At 54.8% G+C, this 15,204-nt stretch carries 12 protein-coding genes; 6 read left to right on the top strand and 6 right to left on the bottom strand.

The genetic code is table 11. The features are described from left to right. Positions 1-64 precede the first annotated feature (64 nt). Entirely contained in the window at positions 65-2,485 is a 2,421-nt protein-coding gene (plsB, locus tag IMQ56_RS17360) for a glycerol-3-phosphate 1-O-acyltransferase PlsB (RefSeq protein WP_003860322.1), read from the top strand. Between the two features lie 92 nt (positions 2,486-2,577). Here plsB and ubiA read toward each other — a convergent pair whose 3' ends face one another. Together ubiA and ubiC are read right to left on the bottom strand one after the other, a co-directional pair. Then, entirely contained in the window at positions 2,578-3,444 is an 867-nt protein-coding gene (gene ubiA, locus IMQ56_RS17355) for a 4-hydroxybenzoate octaprenyltransferase (protein ID WP_015570176.1), read from the bottom strand. Between the two features lie 12 nt (positions 3,445-3,456). After that, positions 3,457-3,954: a chorismate lyase gene (gene ubiC / locus IMQ56_RS17350; protein ID WP_015570175.1), complete on the bottom strand. Its 498-nt coding sequence runs from the start codon at positions 3,952-3,954 to the stop codon at positions 3,457-3,459. A 367-nt stretch (positions 3,955-4,321) separates the two neighbouring features. On the opposite strand from ubiC, the gene IMQ56_RS17345 reads away from it, so the two are divergent. Then, positions 4,322-5,713 carry a hypothetical protein gene (locus IMQ56_RS17345; RefSeq protein ID WP_052687631.1) on the top strand — a complete coding sequence of 464 codons (1,392 nt, stop codon included), beginning with the start codon at positions 4,322-4,324 and terminating at the stop codon, positions 5,711-5,713. Next, positions 5,710-6,843 carry a T6SS immunity protein Tli4 family protein gene (locus tag IMQ56_RS17340; protein ID WP_015570173.1) on the top strand — a complete coding sequence of 378 codons (1,134 nt, stop codon included), beginning with the start codon at positions 5,710-5,712 and terminating at the stop codon, positions 6,841-6,843. The genes IMQ56_RS17345 and IMQ56_RS17340 overlap by 4 nt, the downstream gene beginning before the upstream one ends. 86 nt (positions 6,844-6,929) lie before the next feature. Here IMQ56_RS17340 and malM read toward each other — a convergent pair whose 3' ends face one another. From malM to malK, 3 genes are all read right to left on the bottom strand, one after another. Then, complete coding sequence (gene malM / locus IMQ56_RS17335) at positions 6,930-7,868, bottom strand: maltose operon protein MalM (RefSeq protein WP_015570172.1); 939 nt, start codon at positions 7,866-7,868, stop codon at positions 6,930-6,932. Between the two features lie 114 nt (positions 7,869-7,982). Next, the gene (locus IMQ56_RS17330; protein WP_026080558.1) at positions 7,983-9,293 is read right to left on the bottom strand and encodes a maltoporin; all 1,311 of its coding nucleotides are present in this window, start codon (positions 9,291-9,293) and stop codon (positions 7,983-7,985) included. Between the two features lie 42 nt (positions 9,294-9,335). Then, positions 9,336-10,445 (bottom strand): maltose/maltodextrin ABC transporter ATP-binding protein MalK, encoded by a 1,110-nt coding sequence (gene malK / locus IMQ56_RS17325; RefSeq protein ID WP_003860329.1) that lies wholly within the window; start codon positions 10,443-10,445, stop codon positions 9,336-9,338. Between the two features lie 371 nt (positions 10,446-10,816). Here malK and malE point away from each other — a divergent pair, with 371 nt between their 5' ends. The 3 genes from malE to malG all read left to right on the top strand — a co-directional run bounded on the left by malE (position 10,817) and on the right by malG (position 14,578). Next, the gene (gene malE / locus IMQ56_RS17320; RefSeq protein ID WP_032620647.1) at positions 10,817-12,007 is read left to right on the top strand and encodes a maltose/maltodextrin ABC transporter substrate-binding protein MalE; all 1,191 of its coding nucleotides are present in this window, start codon (positions 10,817-10,819) and stop codon (positions 12,005-12,007) included. A gap of 121 nt (positions 12,008-12,128) precedes the next feature. Further along, positions 12,129-13,673 (top strand): maltose ABC transporter permease MalF, encoded by a 1,545-nt coding sequence (gene malF, locus IMQ56_RS17315; protein WP_017694723.1) that lies wholly within the window; start codon positions 12,129-12,131, stop codon positions 13,671-13,673. A gap of 14 nt (positions 13,674-13,687) precedes the next feature. Further along, positions 13,688-14,578 (top strand): maltose ABC transporter permease MalG, encoded by an 891-nt coding sequence (gene malG / locus IMQ56_RS17310; RefSeq protein WP_003860332.1) that lies wholly within the window; start codon positions 13,688-13,690, stop codon positions 14,576-14,578. 98 nt (positions 14,579-14,676) lie between these two features. Here the strand turns inward: malG and psiE are convergent, their stop codons facing one another. Further along, on the bottom strand, positions 14,677-15,087 hold the full coding sequence (gene psiE / locus IMQ56_RS17305; RefSeq protein WP_000202963.1) for a phosphate-starvation-inducible protein PsiE: 411 nt from the start codon (positions 15,085-15,087) through the stop codon (positions 14,677-14,679). Positions 15,088-15,204: the final 117 nt, after the last annotated feature.

Below are 15,204 nucleotides of genomic sequence, written 5' to 3'. Positions count from 1 at the left end.
TTTGCGCGCTTTCTGTTATCCTTGCGCCGCAATTGCATTATTAACCAGAGGCTTTACATCGTTTATGTCCGGCTGGCCACGAATTTACTACAAATTACTTAATTTACCATTAAGCGTCCTGGTAAAAAGTAAGTCTATCCCAGCAGAACCTGCGCTGGAATTAGGGCTCGATACGTCGCGCCCTATTATGTACGTTTTGCCTTATAACTCGAAGGCAGACCTGCTGACGCTTCGCGCTCAATGTCTGGCGCACGATTTACCTGACCCGCTTGAACCGCTGGAAGTCGACGGTACGCTGCTGCCGCGCTACGTGTTCATCCATGGCGGGCCGCGCGTGTTCACCTATTACACGCCGAAAGAAGAGTCCATTAAGCTGTTCCATGATTACCTCGATCTGCACCGCAGCAACCCCGATCTGGACGTGCAGATGGTGCCGGTGTCGGTGATGTTTGGCCGTCGTCCGGGGCGCGAAAAAGGGGAAGAGAACCCGCCGCTGCGTATGCTCAACGGCATTCAGAAGTTCTTCGCCGTCTCCTGGCTGGGACGCGACAGCTTTGTCCGCTTCTCACCTTCCGTTTCACTGCGCCGCATGGCGGATGAACACGGCACTGACAAAATCATTGCGCAAAAGCTGGCGCGCGTTGCGCGTATGCACTTTGCACGTCAGCGTCTGGCGGCCGTTGGACCACGTCTCCCGGCACGTCAGGATCTGTTCAACAAGCTGCTGGCTTCCAAAGCGATTGCCCGTGCCGTAGAAGACGAAGCGCGCAGCAAGAAAATTTCGCACGAGAAAGCGCAGCAGAACGCGATAGCGCTGATGGAAGAGATCGCCGCGAATTTCTCCTACGAGATGATTCGCCTCTCTGACCGTATCCTTGGCTTCACGTGGAACCGCCTCTATCAGGGGATTAACGTCCACAACGCCGAGCGCGTACGTCAGTTAGCGCACGACGGCCACGAGATTGTCTATGTGCCCTGCCACCGCAGCCACATGGACTACCTGTTGCTCTCTTACGTGCTCTATCACCAGGGGCTGGTGCCGCCGCATATTGCTGCCGGTATCAACCTGAACTTCTGGCCAGCAGGCCCGATTTTCCGCCGTCTGGGTGCGTTCTTTATTCGTCGTACCTTTAAGGGTAACAAGCTTTACTCCACCGTCTTCAGGGAGTATCTGGGCGAGCTGTTCAGCCGCGGTTATTCCGTGGAGTACTTTGTTGAAGGCGGTCGCTCGCGTACCGGTCGTCTGCTCGATCCGAAGACCGGCACGCTGTCGATGACCATTCAGGCCATGCTGCGTGGCGGTACGCGTCCTATCACGCTGGTGCCTATTTACATCGGTTATGAACACGTGATGGAAGTGGGCACCTACGCGAAAGAGCTGCGCGGTGCAACCAAAGAGAAAGAGAGTCTGCCGCAGATGCTGCGTGGGCTGAGTAAACTGCGCAACCTCGGCCAGGGCTACGTGAACTTTGGCGAGCCCCTGCCGCTGATGACATATCTGAACCATCATGTTCCGGAGTGGCGCGAGTCTATCGATCCTATCGAAGCGGTACGTCCGGCCTGGCTGACGCCAACGGTCAACGGCATTGCATCCGAGCTGATGGTACGCATCAACAATGCTGGTGCGGCAAACGCCATGAACCTGTGTTGTACTGCGCTTCTGGCCTCCCGCCAGCGTTCACTGACCCGCGAACAGCTGACCGAGCAGATTGACTGCTACCTGGATATCATGCGCAACGTGCCGTATTCCGTTGATTCGACCGTGCCGTCTGCCACCGCCAGCGAGCTGATCGATCACGCGTTGCAGATGAACAAGTTCGAAGTCGAGAAAGATACGATTGGTGACATCATCATTCTGCCGCGCGAGCAGGCCGTGCTGATGACCTACTACCGCAATAACATCACGCACATGCTGATGCTGCCGTCGCTGATGGCGGCCATTATTACCCAGCACCGCCGTATTTCGCGTCAGGAGCTGCTGCGCCATATTCAGGCCATCTACCCAATGCTGAAAGCGGAGCTGTTCCTGCGCTGGAGTAAGGATGAACTGGCGGCAGAGCTCGATAAAATGACGGCAGAGATGCATCGTCAGGGGCTGATTACCATCAGTGATGATGAACTGCATATCAATCCGTCACGTTCCCGTACCTTGCAGCTTCTGGCTTCCGGTGCGCGTGAGACGTTGCAGCGCTACGCCATTACCTTCTGGTTGCTGAGTGCAAATCCGTCCATCAACCGCGGTACGCTGGAAAAAGAGAGCCGGACGCTGGCCCAGCGCCTTTCCGTTCTGCATGGCATTAACGCCCCGGAATTCTTCGACAAAGCGGTATTCAGCTCCCTGGTGCTGACGCTGCGCGACGAAGGGTACATTAGCGATACGGGCGATGCCGAGCCGGAAGAGACGATGAAGGTTTACCAGATGCTGGCAGAGCTGATTACCGCGGATGTGCGTTTGACGATTGAGAGTTCGACGCAGGGCGAGTGATGCTAAAGCCGGGTGGCGCTAACGCTTACCCGGCCTATATGTTCCGCTAAATCGTAGGCCGGGTAAGGCGAAGCCGCCACCCGGCTTTTTTATCACCAGTAACTCATCGCCAGGCCCAGAAACAGCACCAGCCCGACGTAATTATTATTCAGAAACGCTTTAAAGCAGGCTTCACGCTCGCGCTTCGCGATCAGCTTCTGCTGATACGCAAACAGCAGCCCCGCCACCAGTACGGACCAGTAAAACTCCCAGTTCAGCCCGTTCAGGCGACCAATCGCCACCATCAGCGCCAGCACCGCCACCTGCAATATGCCGATGATAAGTTTGTCGTGACGACCAAACAGGATCGCCGTCGATTTGATGCCAATCTTGAGATCGTCATCGCGATCGACCATCGCGTATTGGGTATCGTACGCAACGGCCCAGAGAATATTCGCCAGGAACATCAGCCAGCAGCTGAGCGGAACGGACTCGCTGACCGCGGCAAACGCCATGGGAATCGACCAGCCAAATGCCGCACCCAATACCACCTGCGGCAGATGGGTGTATCGCTTCATGAACGGGTAAACCCAGGCCAGCGCCAGAGCAGCAACTGACAGCAGAATGGTCATGGTGTTAAGGGTTAATACCAGCATGAATGAGAGCAGCACCAGCACCACGAACAGAATGCGCGCCTCTTTCCCGGTCACCTGACCGCTCGGCAGAGGACGATTCGCGGTGCGCTTAACATGTCCATCAAATTTCCGGTCAGCATAGTCGTTAACCACACAGCCCGCAGCGCGCATCAGCCAGACGCCCGCCACAAACACCGCCAGGATCCACAGCGGCGGCACGCCCGGCGTGGCAACCCACAGCGCCCATAAGGTCGGCCACAGCAGCAGCAGCGCGCCAATGGGTTTATCAGTACGCATCAGGCGGTGATAGGCCAGCAGCTTATTCTGCGTCAGACTCCACTCCATTTTTTCTCCCTCTTAGTACAACGGCGATGCAGGCAAAAAGAGTTCCGTCAGTATTAACGGCTTGCCACTCAAACGAAGGCGGGAACGGCGCCCCCACAAATCGGCATCGCAACCAATTTCAATAAAATCACGGGTCAGTTCAGACGAGGTGAACAGATAGCGCCCCAGGGGCGTTTTGCCGAGGCGTTGCAATGCCAGCTCCGGCCCGGAAAGTGTAGACTCAGGAACCACCGTCCGCCCGGCAAGCCACGGCTCGCCATCTGCACACAGTAAAATTTCACGTAGCCAGTAGCGTTCTTCTTGCGGCAGCAGCGGCAGCTCGCTGGCAATCTCCGCAGGCGAGACAAACCCTTCCTGAATCATCGTCACCGTGACCGTTTTACCCTGTTGCTCAAAACGTTTTGTCATGGAATCTTCCAGCAGCAGCCAGTCCAGTTGCTCCGGGTCAAGCGCGGGTATTTGGTCGAAATAGCGTAGCGCACGCAGCTGCGTTAGCGCGGGGTGTGACATGCCAGACTCTCCGATACATAACGTAAAGGCATTGTATCGCAGATTGGCAAAATGAGGACGGACAAACCAAATTTAGCGATCACTATCGCAACAATGGTGCAACAGCGCGGGAGAAATGTTCGTGGCAGCAATAGCAGAACTTGATTTTGATTAAGTATCGCGCGGATAAATTGTGAGCTAATGCAGCTCTTGAGAAGGAATATCAGTAACTTAATACATAGATGACAACAAAAATAGCCCCCCTAATCGGTCTTATCATCGTCCCATCTGGGATGACGATGGCACGTTTCATTATAAAGTTTTTTCTCAGCCAAAAGACAAAAACCACATCTCGGTTTGTCTCAAGCCCCCTACAAAAGTGATCCCGGTGATTTTTATTCCTGGGGTGATGGGGTCAAACTTAAAGAGTGGGGATAAAAAAGTCTGGCAGTTCAGCTTGTCATCGCTTAAAAAATGGCCACTTGCTGGCCCCCAAAAAAGAAAGCAACTGCTTGATCCGACGACCACCGTCGTCGATGACTCTGGGGAAATTTTAAACGACGGTGCGGATGGGAAAAAATTCCCGTCCCGTCACGCCCGCGGATGGGGAAGTGCGTTTTACATGAGCTACGGTGAGGCGCTTGACCGGCTGCAATACCTGCTCAGCGACGACGAGATCCTGATGGATAATTACTTTCGGGAGACACAGTTGCAAACGGCACGTCAGCGTTTTATCGGCGTCAGAATCGGTAACGAGCCTCAGGAGCAGGTGCTGAGCGAAGAAGAAGTGGCTCACGGGCACAAGTTCTTATTCCCGCTGCACGTTTTTGGTTACAACTGGCTGCAATCGAATGCGGACTCTGCGGCGTTGCTGGGCGAATATATCCGTAAGGTGCTGAGTGCGTATCACGGACGCCTGGCAGTCAACAAGGTCGTCCTGATCACCCATTCGATGGGCGGACTGGTCGCCCGCCATTACTCGGAAAATATGGGCGGACAAGACTCAATCCTGGGTATCGTACACGGCGTCATGCCGGATCTCGGCTCACCGGCAGCTTATCACCGCATGAAGATCGGTGAGCGTGGCATTACTGGAATGATTATCGGGGAAAGTGCTGAAAAGCTGATGCCGGTGCTGGCACAGTCTCCCGGTCCGTTACAGCTTCTGCCGGGTATGGCTTATGGTCCGGGATGGCTGAAAATCAACAGTAAAGAGACTCAACTTTCCCTCCCGGTGGCCGATCCGTATGAGGAAATTTATCTCAACAAAACAGCGTGGTGGCGGCTATGTGAGCAGGATTTGCTGCTGGATGATACTAGGGTCGAATGGAATAAATATGAGAAAACAATAAGTAATATCGTTAAAAAATTTATTGAGAAGTTAAACGGCAAATACCACCCCCAGACCTGGCTATTTTACGGAGCCAGCAAAAGCAACCCGTCAGATGGATTCCTGACATGGGAAGAGCGGATCCCCCTGAGCGTTAAGGAAGCGCAGAGGAGCAGGGAAAATGCAGCTAACCCTTTTGAACTGTCCCCGTTAAGGTCCCATCAACTAATTTCATCCGCAAGCCCCGGCGATGGGACCGTGCCGATCACCTCCGTCTGCACCAGCTCTTCACGTATTCAGGGCGTCCTGGCGACAGATGTCGATCATGAAGGAGCTTATGCTGTCGATCCTGTCGATCTCTCCCGCTCGGTATACAGCGATCTCTCCGACGCACTGGTGTTCACGGTTCGCTCGGTGGTGAAGATTGTGCAGCAGGTTCCCGCCCCATGAAAAAAGACACATCCCCCCTGATTGTTACGCTGACGCTCCTGCTGCTGGCGGCAGGATATTACATCCATAACTATGTGACATTTGTGCATGCGCCCCCGGCGTTAACGGACAAGGAAAAACGTATGGTTAATACTCTTTTTGCCACCACCAAATCCCAGTGCGTGGGGCGCTATGTGTTTGAGGTTCCGGCCTCATTCGAAAACACCTTGACTGACCGGGCACAGATTAATGAGATCCGCATCAGCAGCAAGCGACTCTACCGCCCGGCATTTGAGCAGCGTATCCGGTTGCGGGAACAGAAACTGAAAAACAGCGCTACCGTGGACCCTGTTGATCAGCCATTTCTTAAGCAGATATACAAGCTGAGTGATAATGCGGTCATTTTTGACCGTAATGAAAATGAGAGTGTGGCGGGATTTGGGCGCATTCTGGAAGGTCATCTCTACGTTGACGGAGTAGCGTTTATCCTCATGCAGGGGATTACCGATTATTCTGATCCGCGCTTCGCTAAAGAGCGAGCGTTTTATCTGCGCAAGGAAGCGGGAAGACCTGACTGGATGGCGAATGATAAACCCCAGAAACTGGCGGAATTACAGGACCTCATGTCCCGACTGAGCGGACGGCATAATGAGGATATTCCTTCCGTGCCCGGCACCTGTATTCCGCAAGGGTTTATCCGCGACGGAAACGGCAAGCCTAAGGAAGATATTACCTTTGTTTACCCCTATAGTTCGGTGTTTTCTTTTTCAGTCTGGAGCAATAACGCCCTTAAGGAAAGCACAACCATGCTGGAGCGCAGCGGGGAAATTCAGTCTTATATCAATAGCATAGACGGAAGTACGCTGCGAAAAGGAGAAGCACGCATTGCCGGTTTTAATGCCAGTGAATGGCTAATCACCGCCCCGCCAGATAAATCATCCGAAAATCCGTCAAAACAACTAATGTTTACCGCCGTAGCCAATGAAACCAACGCTGATTTTGCACACCCCAGCCTTGATCTGACATTAAGCAATGAAATCTTACCTGAAGGAAGTGATGTCTCATCCCCACCTGATTACAGCGACGCTGAACTAGTGGAAATCTGGGATCGCATCATTCTTTCTTTCCGCGTCAGGGATAATGCGTTCTGAACAGATTGCCCCTGAGTAGTGGCAAAAAAAGTGCGCCCACTCAGGCGCACTAAACGACTAACAAAATCAGCACTGTGGGGAGACGGTTACCCCTTGCCTTTTACACTGCTGATAAAGGTGGAACGGGCAGTGGTTGAACCTAAACGCTCGGCTTCATCAAGCAGTTTCAGCGCTTTATCGACATCGCCGTTTTTAACCGCCTGCTTGATGGCGTTGTTAAAGTAAGTTTCAGTATCGTTAAGCACCGGCTCGGCTTTTTTCGCCGGGGCCGGGGCTGCGGCCGGTGCTGCGGCTGGCGCGGCGTACACAGGCGCGGCAGTATTACCCACCGTTACCGGACCCGGGCCAGATGAGCCAAACAGCGGGCCTACGAGTACGCTGGAGGCGCTGTTGGTGGAGACTTTCAGCTTGATCAGACCATCGGTAGTATGACGGGCAAGCGGGTCCGGAATATCCGGAACAGAGTTCCCCGTGCCTTTCGCATAGGCTTTTGCCGGGTCAACAAGCTTCGTGGTTTGCTGCAAATCTTTTTCAGTCGTGAACACCAGAACATAAATCTTCTGCTGACCCAGGGCTGGTGTCAGGCGCATAACGCCTTCCAGCCGATCGGCGCTCATGACGCCAGGCTCCTGATAGCTGAAATAGTCGCTTGGGAAGAACGCGGATGGCGTCATGTTCTGATCGAGGATCAGCACGTTAGGCGCGAAGACGCTGGTCTGTTTATTGACTTCACTGGTCAATGTCAGGGTCAGCTCGCCGATATTCGCCGGCACGCTGAAAGCCGCAACCGGACCGCTGATACCCGGCACGTTCAGTGACTGGCCCCCCGCTGAAAGCTGGGTAGTTTGTGTTTTCGATTGATCAACTGGCGTCCACACCAGTTGCTGAAGTGCCGCAGCCGGAATAGCTGGCGCAGCGCTGGTATTTTGAGGAACAAAATTCACATCTGCAAAGGTGACCGCAGGCGCACAGGCCAACAGCCCCGCAGAGAGGCACAGCGCGACGAGACTTTTCTTCATTTTCATTGTTATTACCTCTGATAGCGTGAGCACTGCGGTGGCCAGGCAATAGCGCGCAGCACCCTAAGGAGAGAGGGGCTTGCGCCCCTCTTTTCAGGTCATTACGTCAGGCTTGACGAATTACCACCAGATTTCCATCTGGGCGCCGAAGGTCCACTCATCGTTGTCGCCACGGCTGAAGGTTTTCGCGGAGGTGTCGCTATACGCTACGCCAGAGGTGTAACCTGCACCTGAGTCGTTGTTTGCATAGCCCCATTTCTCATCCCACTTCGCGTAGGTTGCGAAGACGCGGATAGCCGGACGGGACCAGATGCTGTCGCCTGCCTGCCATTGCTGTGCCAGGGTGATTTTGTACTGGCTGTTTTTGTCGTCAGTTTTCTGAGATTTGACGTTGTCGTAGCCCACTTCCAGCAAGGTGCTCATGATCGGCGTCCATTTGAACATTGGACGAACACCCACGGTCCACCACTCGGTACCGTTGTTGTTGTCACGATCGATGTTCTGGTACATACCGACGTACATCAGGTCCCAACGGTCTGCCAGGGTGATTGCACCGTGATCCAGCACGCGCCACATAGAGCCGTCGTTATCGATGCTGCCGCCCTGTGGAATACCTTTACCGTTAGAGGTCATGGAGTCCGTACCGTATTGCAGCACGAACTTGTTGAAGCCTTTCATCATGCTCTGGGTGTGTTCAGCGGTGAACAGCCAGCCATCTTTAGAGGCGCCAGGTTGCAGATAGTAGTCGTCAGGAATGTTGGTATGACCATAGTCAACGCCCAGCTCCAGCGTACCGCCCGGGTTGGTTTCCAGACCGGCTAAACGCACGTCGAAGACGTCGTTTGGTACTACGTTGTCATAAATACGGTCACCGTTCGCATCACGATCGGCGAAGGTCGCAGAACCGCCGGACTCAGAAGAACGGGTCGCTGCAAGAGAGAGTTTACCAAAGCCCAGATCGATGTTTTCAATACCGGCACCAGGACCAGAGATATCCCAGTAGTAGAAGTCGATCATGTGTACGTCATGACGCTGATAGAAGCGTTTACCGGCCCAGATGGTAGAGCCTGGCAGCCATTCAATCAGGTTTTTACCCTGCACGTTAGCTTCACGGAAGGCCGGGCTGGTGGATTCCCAGTCATTCTGTTGAGAAACGGAGTACGCTACGTTGGTGTCGAAATAGAAGCTCTTGTCGCCTTCTTTCCACACTTCCTGGCCCAGTTTCAGTTCGGCGTAGGTTTCACATTCGTTACCGAGACGGTATTTACTTTGTGCGCCTGTTGCCTGGAAACATTGTTGTTCACCGCCACTTCCGGTCCAGCCAATGCCGGAACGAGCATAACCTTTAAAGTCTACGGCGCCCGCCTGGGCAGACAGGATGCCTGCCGCAATGGCGACAGCCAGAGGGACTTTGCGCAGAGTAATCATTATTCTATCTCCTGAGATCATTGCTTTTCTTTGTAATTGGAATGCTTAAACGCCTGGCTCTTTGTGCAACCGACGACATGCAGTGCCATCCTCACGGAACAGATGGCAGCGCTCTGGCGGCAAACCGATAGCGAATGTGGCACCCTCTTCTACCAACACCACGTCATTCTGGCGGTAGACCAGGTTCTGACGGATGGCGGGGATCTGGATATGAATCTGTGTTTCGTGACCAAGCTGTTCGACGACCTGAACTTCACCTTCCAGCGTCACATCAGCGATGTGGCTCGGCAGTAAATGCTCAGGGCGGATACCGAGGGACATATTGGCCCCCACCTGTACGTTGGCGCTGTCGACCGGCAGCCAGACTTGCTGACGGTTTGGCAGCTCCACCTGTACCTGTTCGATTGCCGTCGCGGTCACTTTTACGGGCAGGAAGTTCATCTTTGGCGAGCCAATGAAGCCCGCAACAAAGCGGTCTGCCGGGTAGTGATACAGCTCCAGCGGTTTGCCCACCTGCGCCACGCGACCGGCGTCCAGCACCACGATTTTGTCGGCCAGCGTCATTGCTTCGACCTGATCGTGGGTGACGTAAATCATCGTGCGTCCAAGGCGTTTGTGCAGACGGGAGATTTCGATACGCATCTGGACGCGCAGGGCGGCATCCAGGTTAGAAAGCGGTTCATCGAGCAGGAACACGCGCGGCTCGGCCACCAGCGTACGGCCAATGGCCACACGCTGACGCTGACCACCGGAGAGCGCCTTCGGTTTACGCTCCAGCAGATGTGCCAGCTGGAGCACTTCCGCCACCTGGGTGACGCGCTGGTTAATGGTCTCTTTTTTCGCGCCGGCCAGCTTCAGGCCAAAGGACATGTTCTCGGCAACGGAAAGATGCGGATAAAGGGCATAAGACTGGAACACCATGCCCACGCCGCGTTCGGCTGGCGGGATGTCGTTCATTCGGGTATCACCAATAAATAAATCGCCACTGGTGATGGTTTCAAGACCGGCAATCATACGCAGCAGAGTCGATTTACCACAGCCTGATGGACCCACGAACACCACAAACTCACCTTCGTGGATGTCCAGATTGATGTCTTTTGACACCACTACGTCGCCCCAGGCTTTCGTTACATTACGCAGCTGTACGCTCGCCATGCCCTTCTCCCTTCGTTACAACCTGTCACCGACAGAAACATTCAAGATAAGTTCACTATGCGTGTTCCATTACTTTCGTGAATCCTCCACCCCCCGGCTTTTTTATGGGGGAGGAGGCGGGAGGATGAGAGAGCAGGCTCTGCGACCGCAGCGGAGGGGCTGAGGCGAAAATCGTGAAGCGGCCTGCAAAATTCAGTGGGTTTTTATGTGCGCCAGCACTCATAACTTAAATTTATGTTACAGGGATCACACAAACAGGGGGTGGGGCGTAGGGACTGGGAGGATGGAAAGAGGATGTCAAATAAGGAGACTGAGTCACGTTGAACCACCTTATGTATCCACGAGCACATCACCAATAAAGGATGGCAGATATGAAGATCAAGACTGGCGCACGCGTTTTCGCATTGTCCGCCCTCGCAGCAATGATGATTTCCGCACCGGCTCTCGCCAAAATTGAAGAAGGTAAGCTGGTTATCTGGATTAACGGCGACAAGGGCTATAACGGTCTGGCCGAAGTGGGCAAAAAATTCGAGAAAGACACCGGTATCAAAGTCACCGTAGAACACCCGGACAAACTGGAAGAGAAGTTCCCGCAGGTTGCGGCAACTGGCGATGGTCCGGACATTATCTTCTGGGCGCATGACCGTTTCGGGGGCTACGCGCAGTCTGGCCTGCTGGCAGAAGTTACGCCAGACAAAGCCTTCCAGGACAAACTGTTCCCGTTCACCTGGGACGCCGTTCGCTATAACGGCAAGCTGATCGCTTACCCAATCGCGGTTGAAGCGCTGTCTCTGATTTACAACAAAGACCTGGCGCCAAACCCGCCGAAGACCTGGGAAGAGATCCCTGCTCTGGATAAAGAGCTGAAGGCGAAAGGTAAATCCGCCCTGATGTTCAACCTGCAAGAGCCGTACTTCACCTGGCCGCTGATTGCTGCCGACGGCGGTTACGCGTTCAAGTTTGAAAACGGCAAATATGACGTGAAAGACGTGGGCGTGGACAACGCAGGTGCGAAAGCGGGTCTGACCTTCCTGGTTGACCTCATCAAGAACAAACACATGAATGCGGATACCGACTACTCCATCGCGGAAGCGGCGTTCAACAAAGGCGAAACCGCGATGACCATCAATGGTCCGTGGGCCTGGACCAACATCGACAAGAGCAAAATCAACTACGGCGTGACCCTGCTGCCAACCTTCAACGGCAAGCCATCTAAACCGTTCGTGGGCGTGCTGAGCGCGGGCATCAACGCCGCCAGCCCGAACAAAGAGCTGGCGAAAGAGTTCCTCGAAAACTACCTGCTGACCGATCAGGGTCTGGATGAAGTGAACAAGGACAAGCCGCTGGGCGCCGTTGCGCTGAAATCCTTCCAGGATCAGCTGGCGAAAGATCCGCGTATTGCGGCCACCATGGATAACGCCCAGAAAGGCGAAATCATGCCGAACATCCCACAGATGGCTGCGTTCTGGTACGCCACCCGTACCGCGGTCATCAACGCTGCAAGCGGTCGCCAGAGTGTCGATGCCGCACTGAAAGATGCTCAGGGCCGTATTACTAAGTAAGTCTGAAAAACGGCGGGTGGCGCGTGCGCTTACCCGCCCTACGACTACGGCACGATCCGTAGGTCAGGTAAGCGCAGCGCCACCTGACGATAAGTTTCCACCGTTGTAGAGGAAGAACCCCATGGATGTCATTAAAAAGAAACACTGGTGGCAAAGCGACGCACTGAAGTGGTCAGTGATAGGTCTGCTGTGTCTGCTGGTGGGTTACCTTGTTGTTTTAATGTACGTGCAAGGGGAATACCTGTTTGCCATCATGACGCTGATTTTAAGCTCGGTTGGCCTGTATATTTTCGCCAACCGTAAAGCGTACGCCTGGCGCTATGTCTACCCGGGCGTTGCCGGGATGGGGCTGTTTGTCCTCTTTCCGCTGATCTGCACCATCGCGATTGCCTTTACCAACTACAGCAGCACCAACCAGCTCGCGCAGGAGCGTGCCACCCAGGTGCTTCTGGATCGTTCTTACCAGGCGGGTAAAACCTTTAACTTCGGCCTGTATCCCACGGGTGACGAGTGGAAGTTAGCGCTCACTGACGGTGAGAGCGGCAAAACCTATCTTTCCGACGCGTTCAAATTTGGCGGCGAGCAGAAGCTGGCCTTAAAAGAGGCTGCGGCCCTGCCGGAAGGTGAACGTGCGAACCTGCGTATCATTACCCAGAATCGTCAGGCGCTGACCCAGCTCACCGCCGTGCTGCCAGACGAAAGCAAAGTGACCATGAGCTCGCTGCGCCAGTTCTCCGGCACGCAGCCGCTTTATACTCTGGCGGATGACGGCACGCTGACCAATAACCAGAGCGGCGTGAAATACCGTCCGAACAACGATATCGGTTTCTATCAGTCGGTGAATGCCGACGGCAGCTGGGGCGACGACAAACTCAGCCCGGGCTATACCGTCACCATCGGCTGGGACAACTTCACCCGCGTATTTACCGACGAAGGCATCCAGAAACCGTTCTTCGCCATCTTCGTCTGGACGGTGGTCTTCTCGGTGCTGACCGTGATCCTGACCGTGGCCGTAGGCATGGTGCTGGCCTGCCTCGTGCAGTGGGAGTCCCTGAAAGGCAAAGCGATTTACCGCGTGCTGCTGATTCTGCCCTACGCCGTGCCGTCGTTTATCTCGATTCTGATTTTCAAAGGGCTGTTTAACCAGAGCTTCGGTGAAATCAACATGATGCTGAGCGCGCTGTTCGGCATCAAACCGGCCTGGTTCAGCGACCCGACCACCGCTCGCTCGATGATTATCATCGTGAACACCTGGCTCGGTTATCCGTACATGATGATCCTGTGCATGGGGCTGCTGAAGGCTATCCCGGACGACCTGTACGAAGCCTCGGCGATGGACGGCGCGGGTCCGTTCCAGAACTTCTTCAAAATTACCCTGCCGCTGCTCATTAAGCCGCTGACGCCGCTGATGATCGCCAGCTTCGCCTTTAACTTTAACAACTTTGTGCTGATTCAGCTGTTGACCAACGGTGGCCCGGACCGTCTCGGCACCACCACGCCGGCAGGCTATACCGACCTGCTCGTGAGCTACACCTACCGCATCGCCTTCGAGGGCGGCGGCGGTCAGGACTTCGGCCTGGCGGCGGCGATTGCCACCCTGATCTTCCTGCTGGTGGGCGCCCTGGCGATTGTGAACCTGAAAGCCACACGTATGAAATTTGACTAAGGAGGGCACTGAACATGGCAATGGTACAACCCAAATCTCAGAAACTGCGCCTCCTCGCGACGCACTTAGGCCTGCTGATTTTCATCGCGGCGATCATGTTCCCGCTGCTGATGGTTATCGCCATCTCCCTGCGTTCGGGTAACTTCGCCACCGGGAGCCTGATCCCGGACGAAATCTCCTGGGAGCACTGGAAGCTCGCGCTGGGCTTCAGCGTGGAACATGCGGATGGCCGCGTCACGCCGCCGCCGTTCCCGGTGCTGCTGTGGCTATGGAACTCGGTGAAGGTGGCGACCATCACTGCGATCGGCATCGTGACGCTCTCCACCACCTGCGCTTACGCCTTCGCCCGTATGCGTTTCCCGGGCAAAGCGACGCTGCTGAAAGGGATGCTGATTTTCCAGATGTTCCCGGCCGTGCTGTCGCTGGTGGCGTTGTATGCCCTGTTTGACCGTCTTGGGCAGTATGTGCCGTTCATCGGCCTGAACACTCACGGCGGCGTGATCTTCGCCTATCTTGGCGGCATCGCCCTTCATGTGTGGACCATCAAAGGCTATTTCGAAACCATCGACGGCTCGCTGGAAGAAGCGGCGGCGCTGGATGGGGCGACACCGTGGCAGGCGTTCCGTCTGGTGCTGCTGCCGCTGTCGGTGCCGATTCTGGCGGTGGTGTTTATCCTGTCGTTTATCGCCGCCATCACCGAAGTCCCGGTCGCCTCACTGCTACTGCGCGATGTGAACAGCTACACCCTTGCCGTCGGTATGCAGCAGTACCTCAACCCGCAAAACTACCTGTGGGGCGACTTTGCCGCGGCGGCCGTCCTCTCTGCCATCCCGATTACCGTGGTGTTCCTGCTGGCCCAGCGCTGGCTGGTCAACGGCCTGACGGCGGGCGGTGTGAAAGGTTAAGTTTCATTTGTTATGCCACTGCAACCCTCAACTTTAGACGTATTGTATTGAACCAACTTGTGACTGTTATTCGGCGGCCTCCGGGCCGCCATTTTTTTTTATTCGCGTTTCAGCCGCTTCGAGTTGCACAGCCAGAGGGTGATCACCAGCAGCAGGATCGCCGCCGAGTAGATCAGCACGTCGAGCGGGGATTTATGATCGACGATGATCAGCCGCACAATGGCGGTGATGCCAATGTAGACAAAATAGCGCAGCGGGAAGTGAAAGCCGGACTGAAAGTACTTCACAATCAGGGCGATAAATTCAAAGTAGAGAAAGTAGACCACCAGGCCTTCCACCAGCGCGTATTTGCTGGTTTGCTCAGGGGCGAACAGCACATCCGCCAGATGCACCGTCTCTTTACCCAGAAAAACGACCAGGATCAGGCCAAGGCTCAGCAGACCGAGGTTCAGCACGGTCTGGAGTATCGTTGAGATAAACTCAACGCGCGGACGAGTCAGGGATGTCATACAGCACCTCATTCTCCAGGGCGAGGTTCCTGTATAACGCAAAAATGTGACGGGGATCTATATTTTTTGTTTATGTTTTGTCCAGATGAACATTCTTGCCGGGCGGCACTGCGTTTG

The organism is Enterobacter sp. Res13-Sevr-PEC09-46, from assembly GCF_015672585.1.
GTDB classification, from domain to species: Bacteria; Pseudomonadota; Gammaproteobacteria; order Enterobacterales; family Enterobacteriaceae; genus Enterobacter; species Enterobacter hormaechei_C.
Note: the sequence above shows the minus strand (reverse complement) of the source record. Positions and strands in the feature narration are given on the sequence as shown.

Coding starts and splice junctions, on each gene's coding strand:
- plsB (WP_003860322.1), top strand. CDS start 65: ATGTCCGGCTGGCCACGAATTTACTACAAATTACTTAATTTACCATTA.
- ubiA (WP_015570176.1), bottom strand. CDS start 3,444: ATGGAGTGGAGTCTGACGCAGAATAAGCTGCTGGCCTATCACCGCCTG.
- ubiC (WP_015570175.1), bottom strand. CDS start 3,954: ATGTCACACCCCGCGCTAACGCAGCTGCGTGCGCTACGCTATTTCGAC.
- IMQ56_RS17340 (WP_015570173.1), top strand. CDS start 5,710: ATGAAAAAAGACACATCCCCCCTGATTGTTACGCTGACGCTCCTGCTG.
- malM (WP_015570172.1), bottom strand. CDS start 7,868: ATGAAAATGAAGAAAAGTCTCGTCGCGCTGTGCCTCTCTGCGGGGCTG.
- malK (WP_003860329.1), bottom strand. CDS start 10,445: ATGGCGAGCGTACAGCTGCGTAATGTAACGAAAGCCTGGGGCGACGTA.
- malE (WP_032620647.1), top strand. CDS start 10,817: ATGAAGATCAAGACTGGCGCACGCGTTTTCGCATTGTCCGCCCTCGCA.
- malF (WP_017694723.1), top strand. CDS start 12,129: ATGGATGTCATTAAAAAGAAACACTGGTGGCAAAGCGACGCACTGAAG.
- malG (WP_003860332.1), top strand. CDS start 13,688: ATGGCAATGGTACAACCCAAATCTCAGAAACTGCGCCTCCTCGCGACG.
- psiE (WP_000202963.1), bottom strand. CDS start 15,087: ATGACATCCCTGACTCGTCCGCGCGTTGAGTTTATCTCAACGATACTC.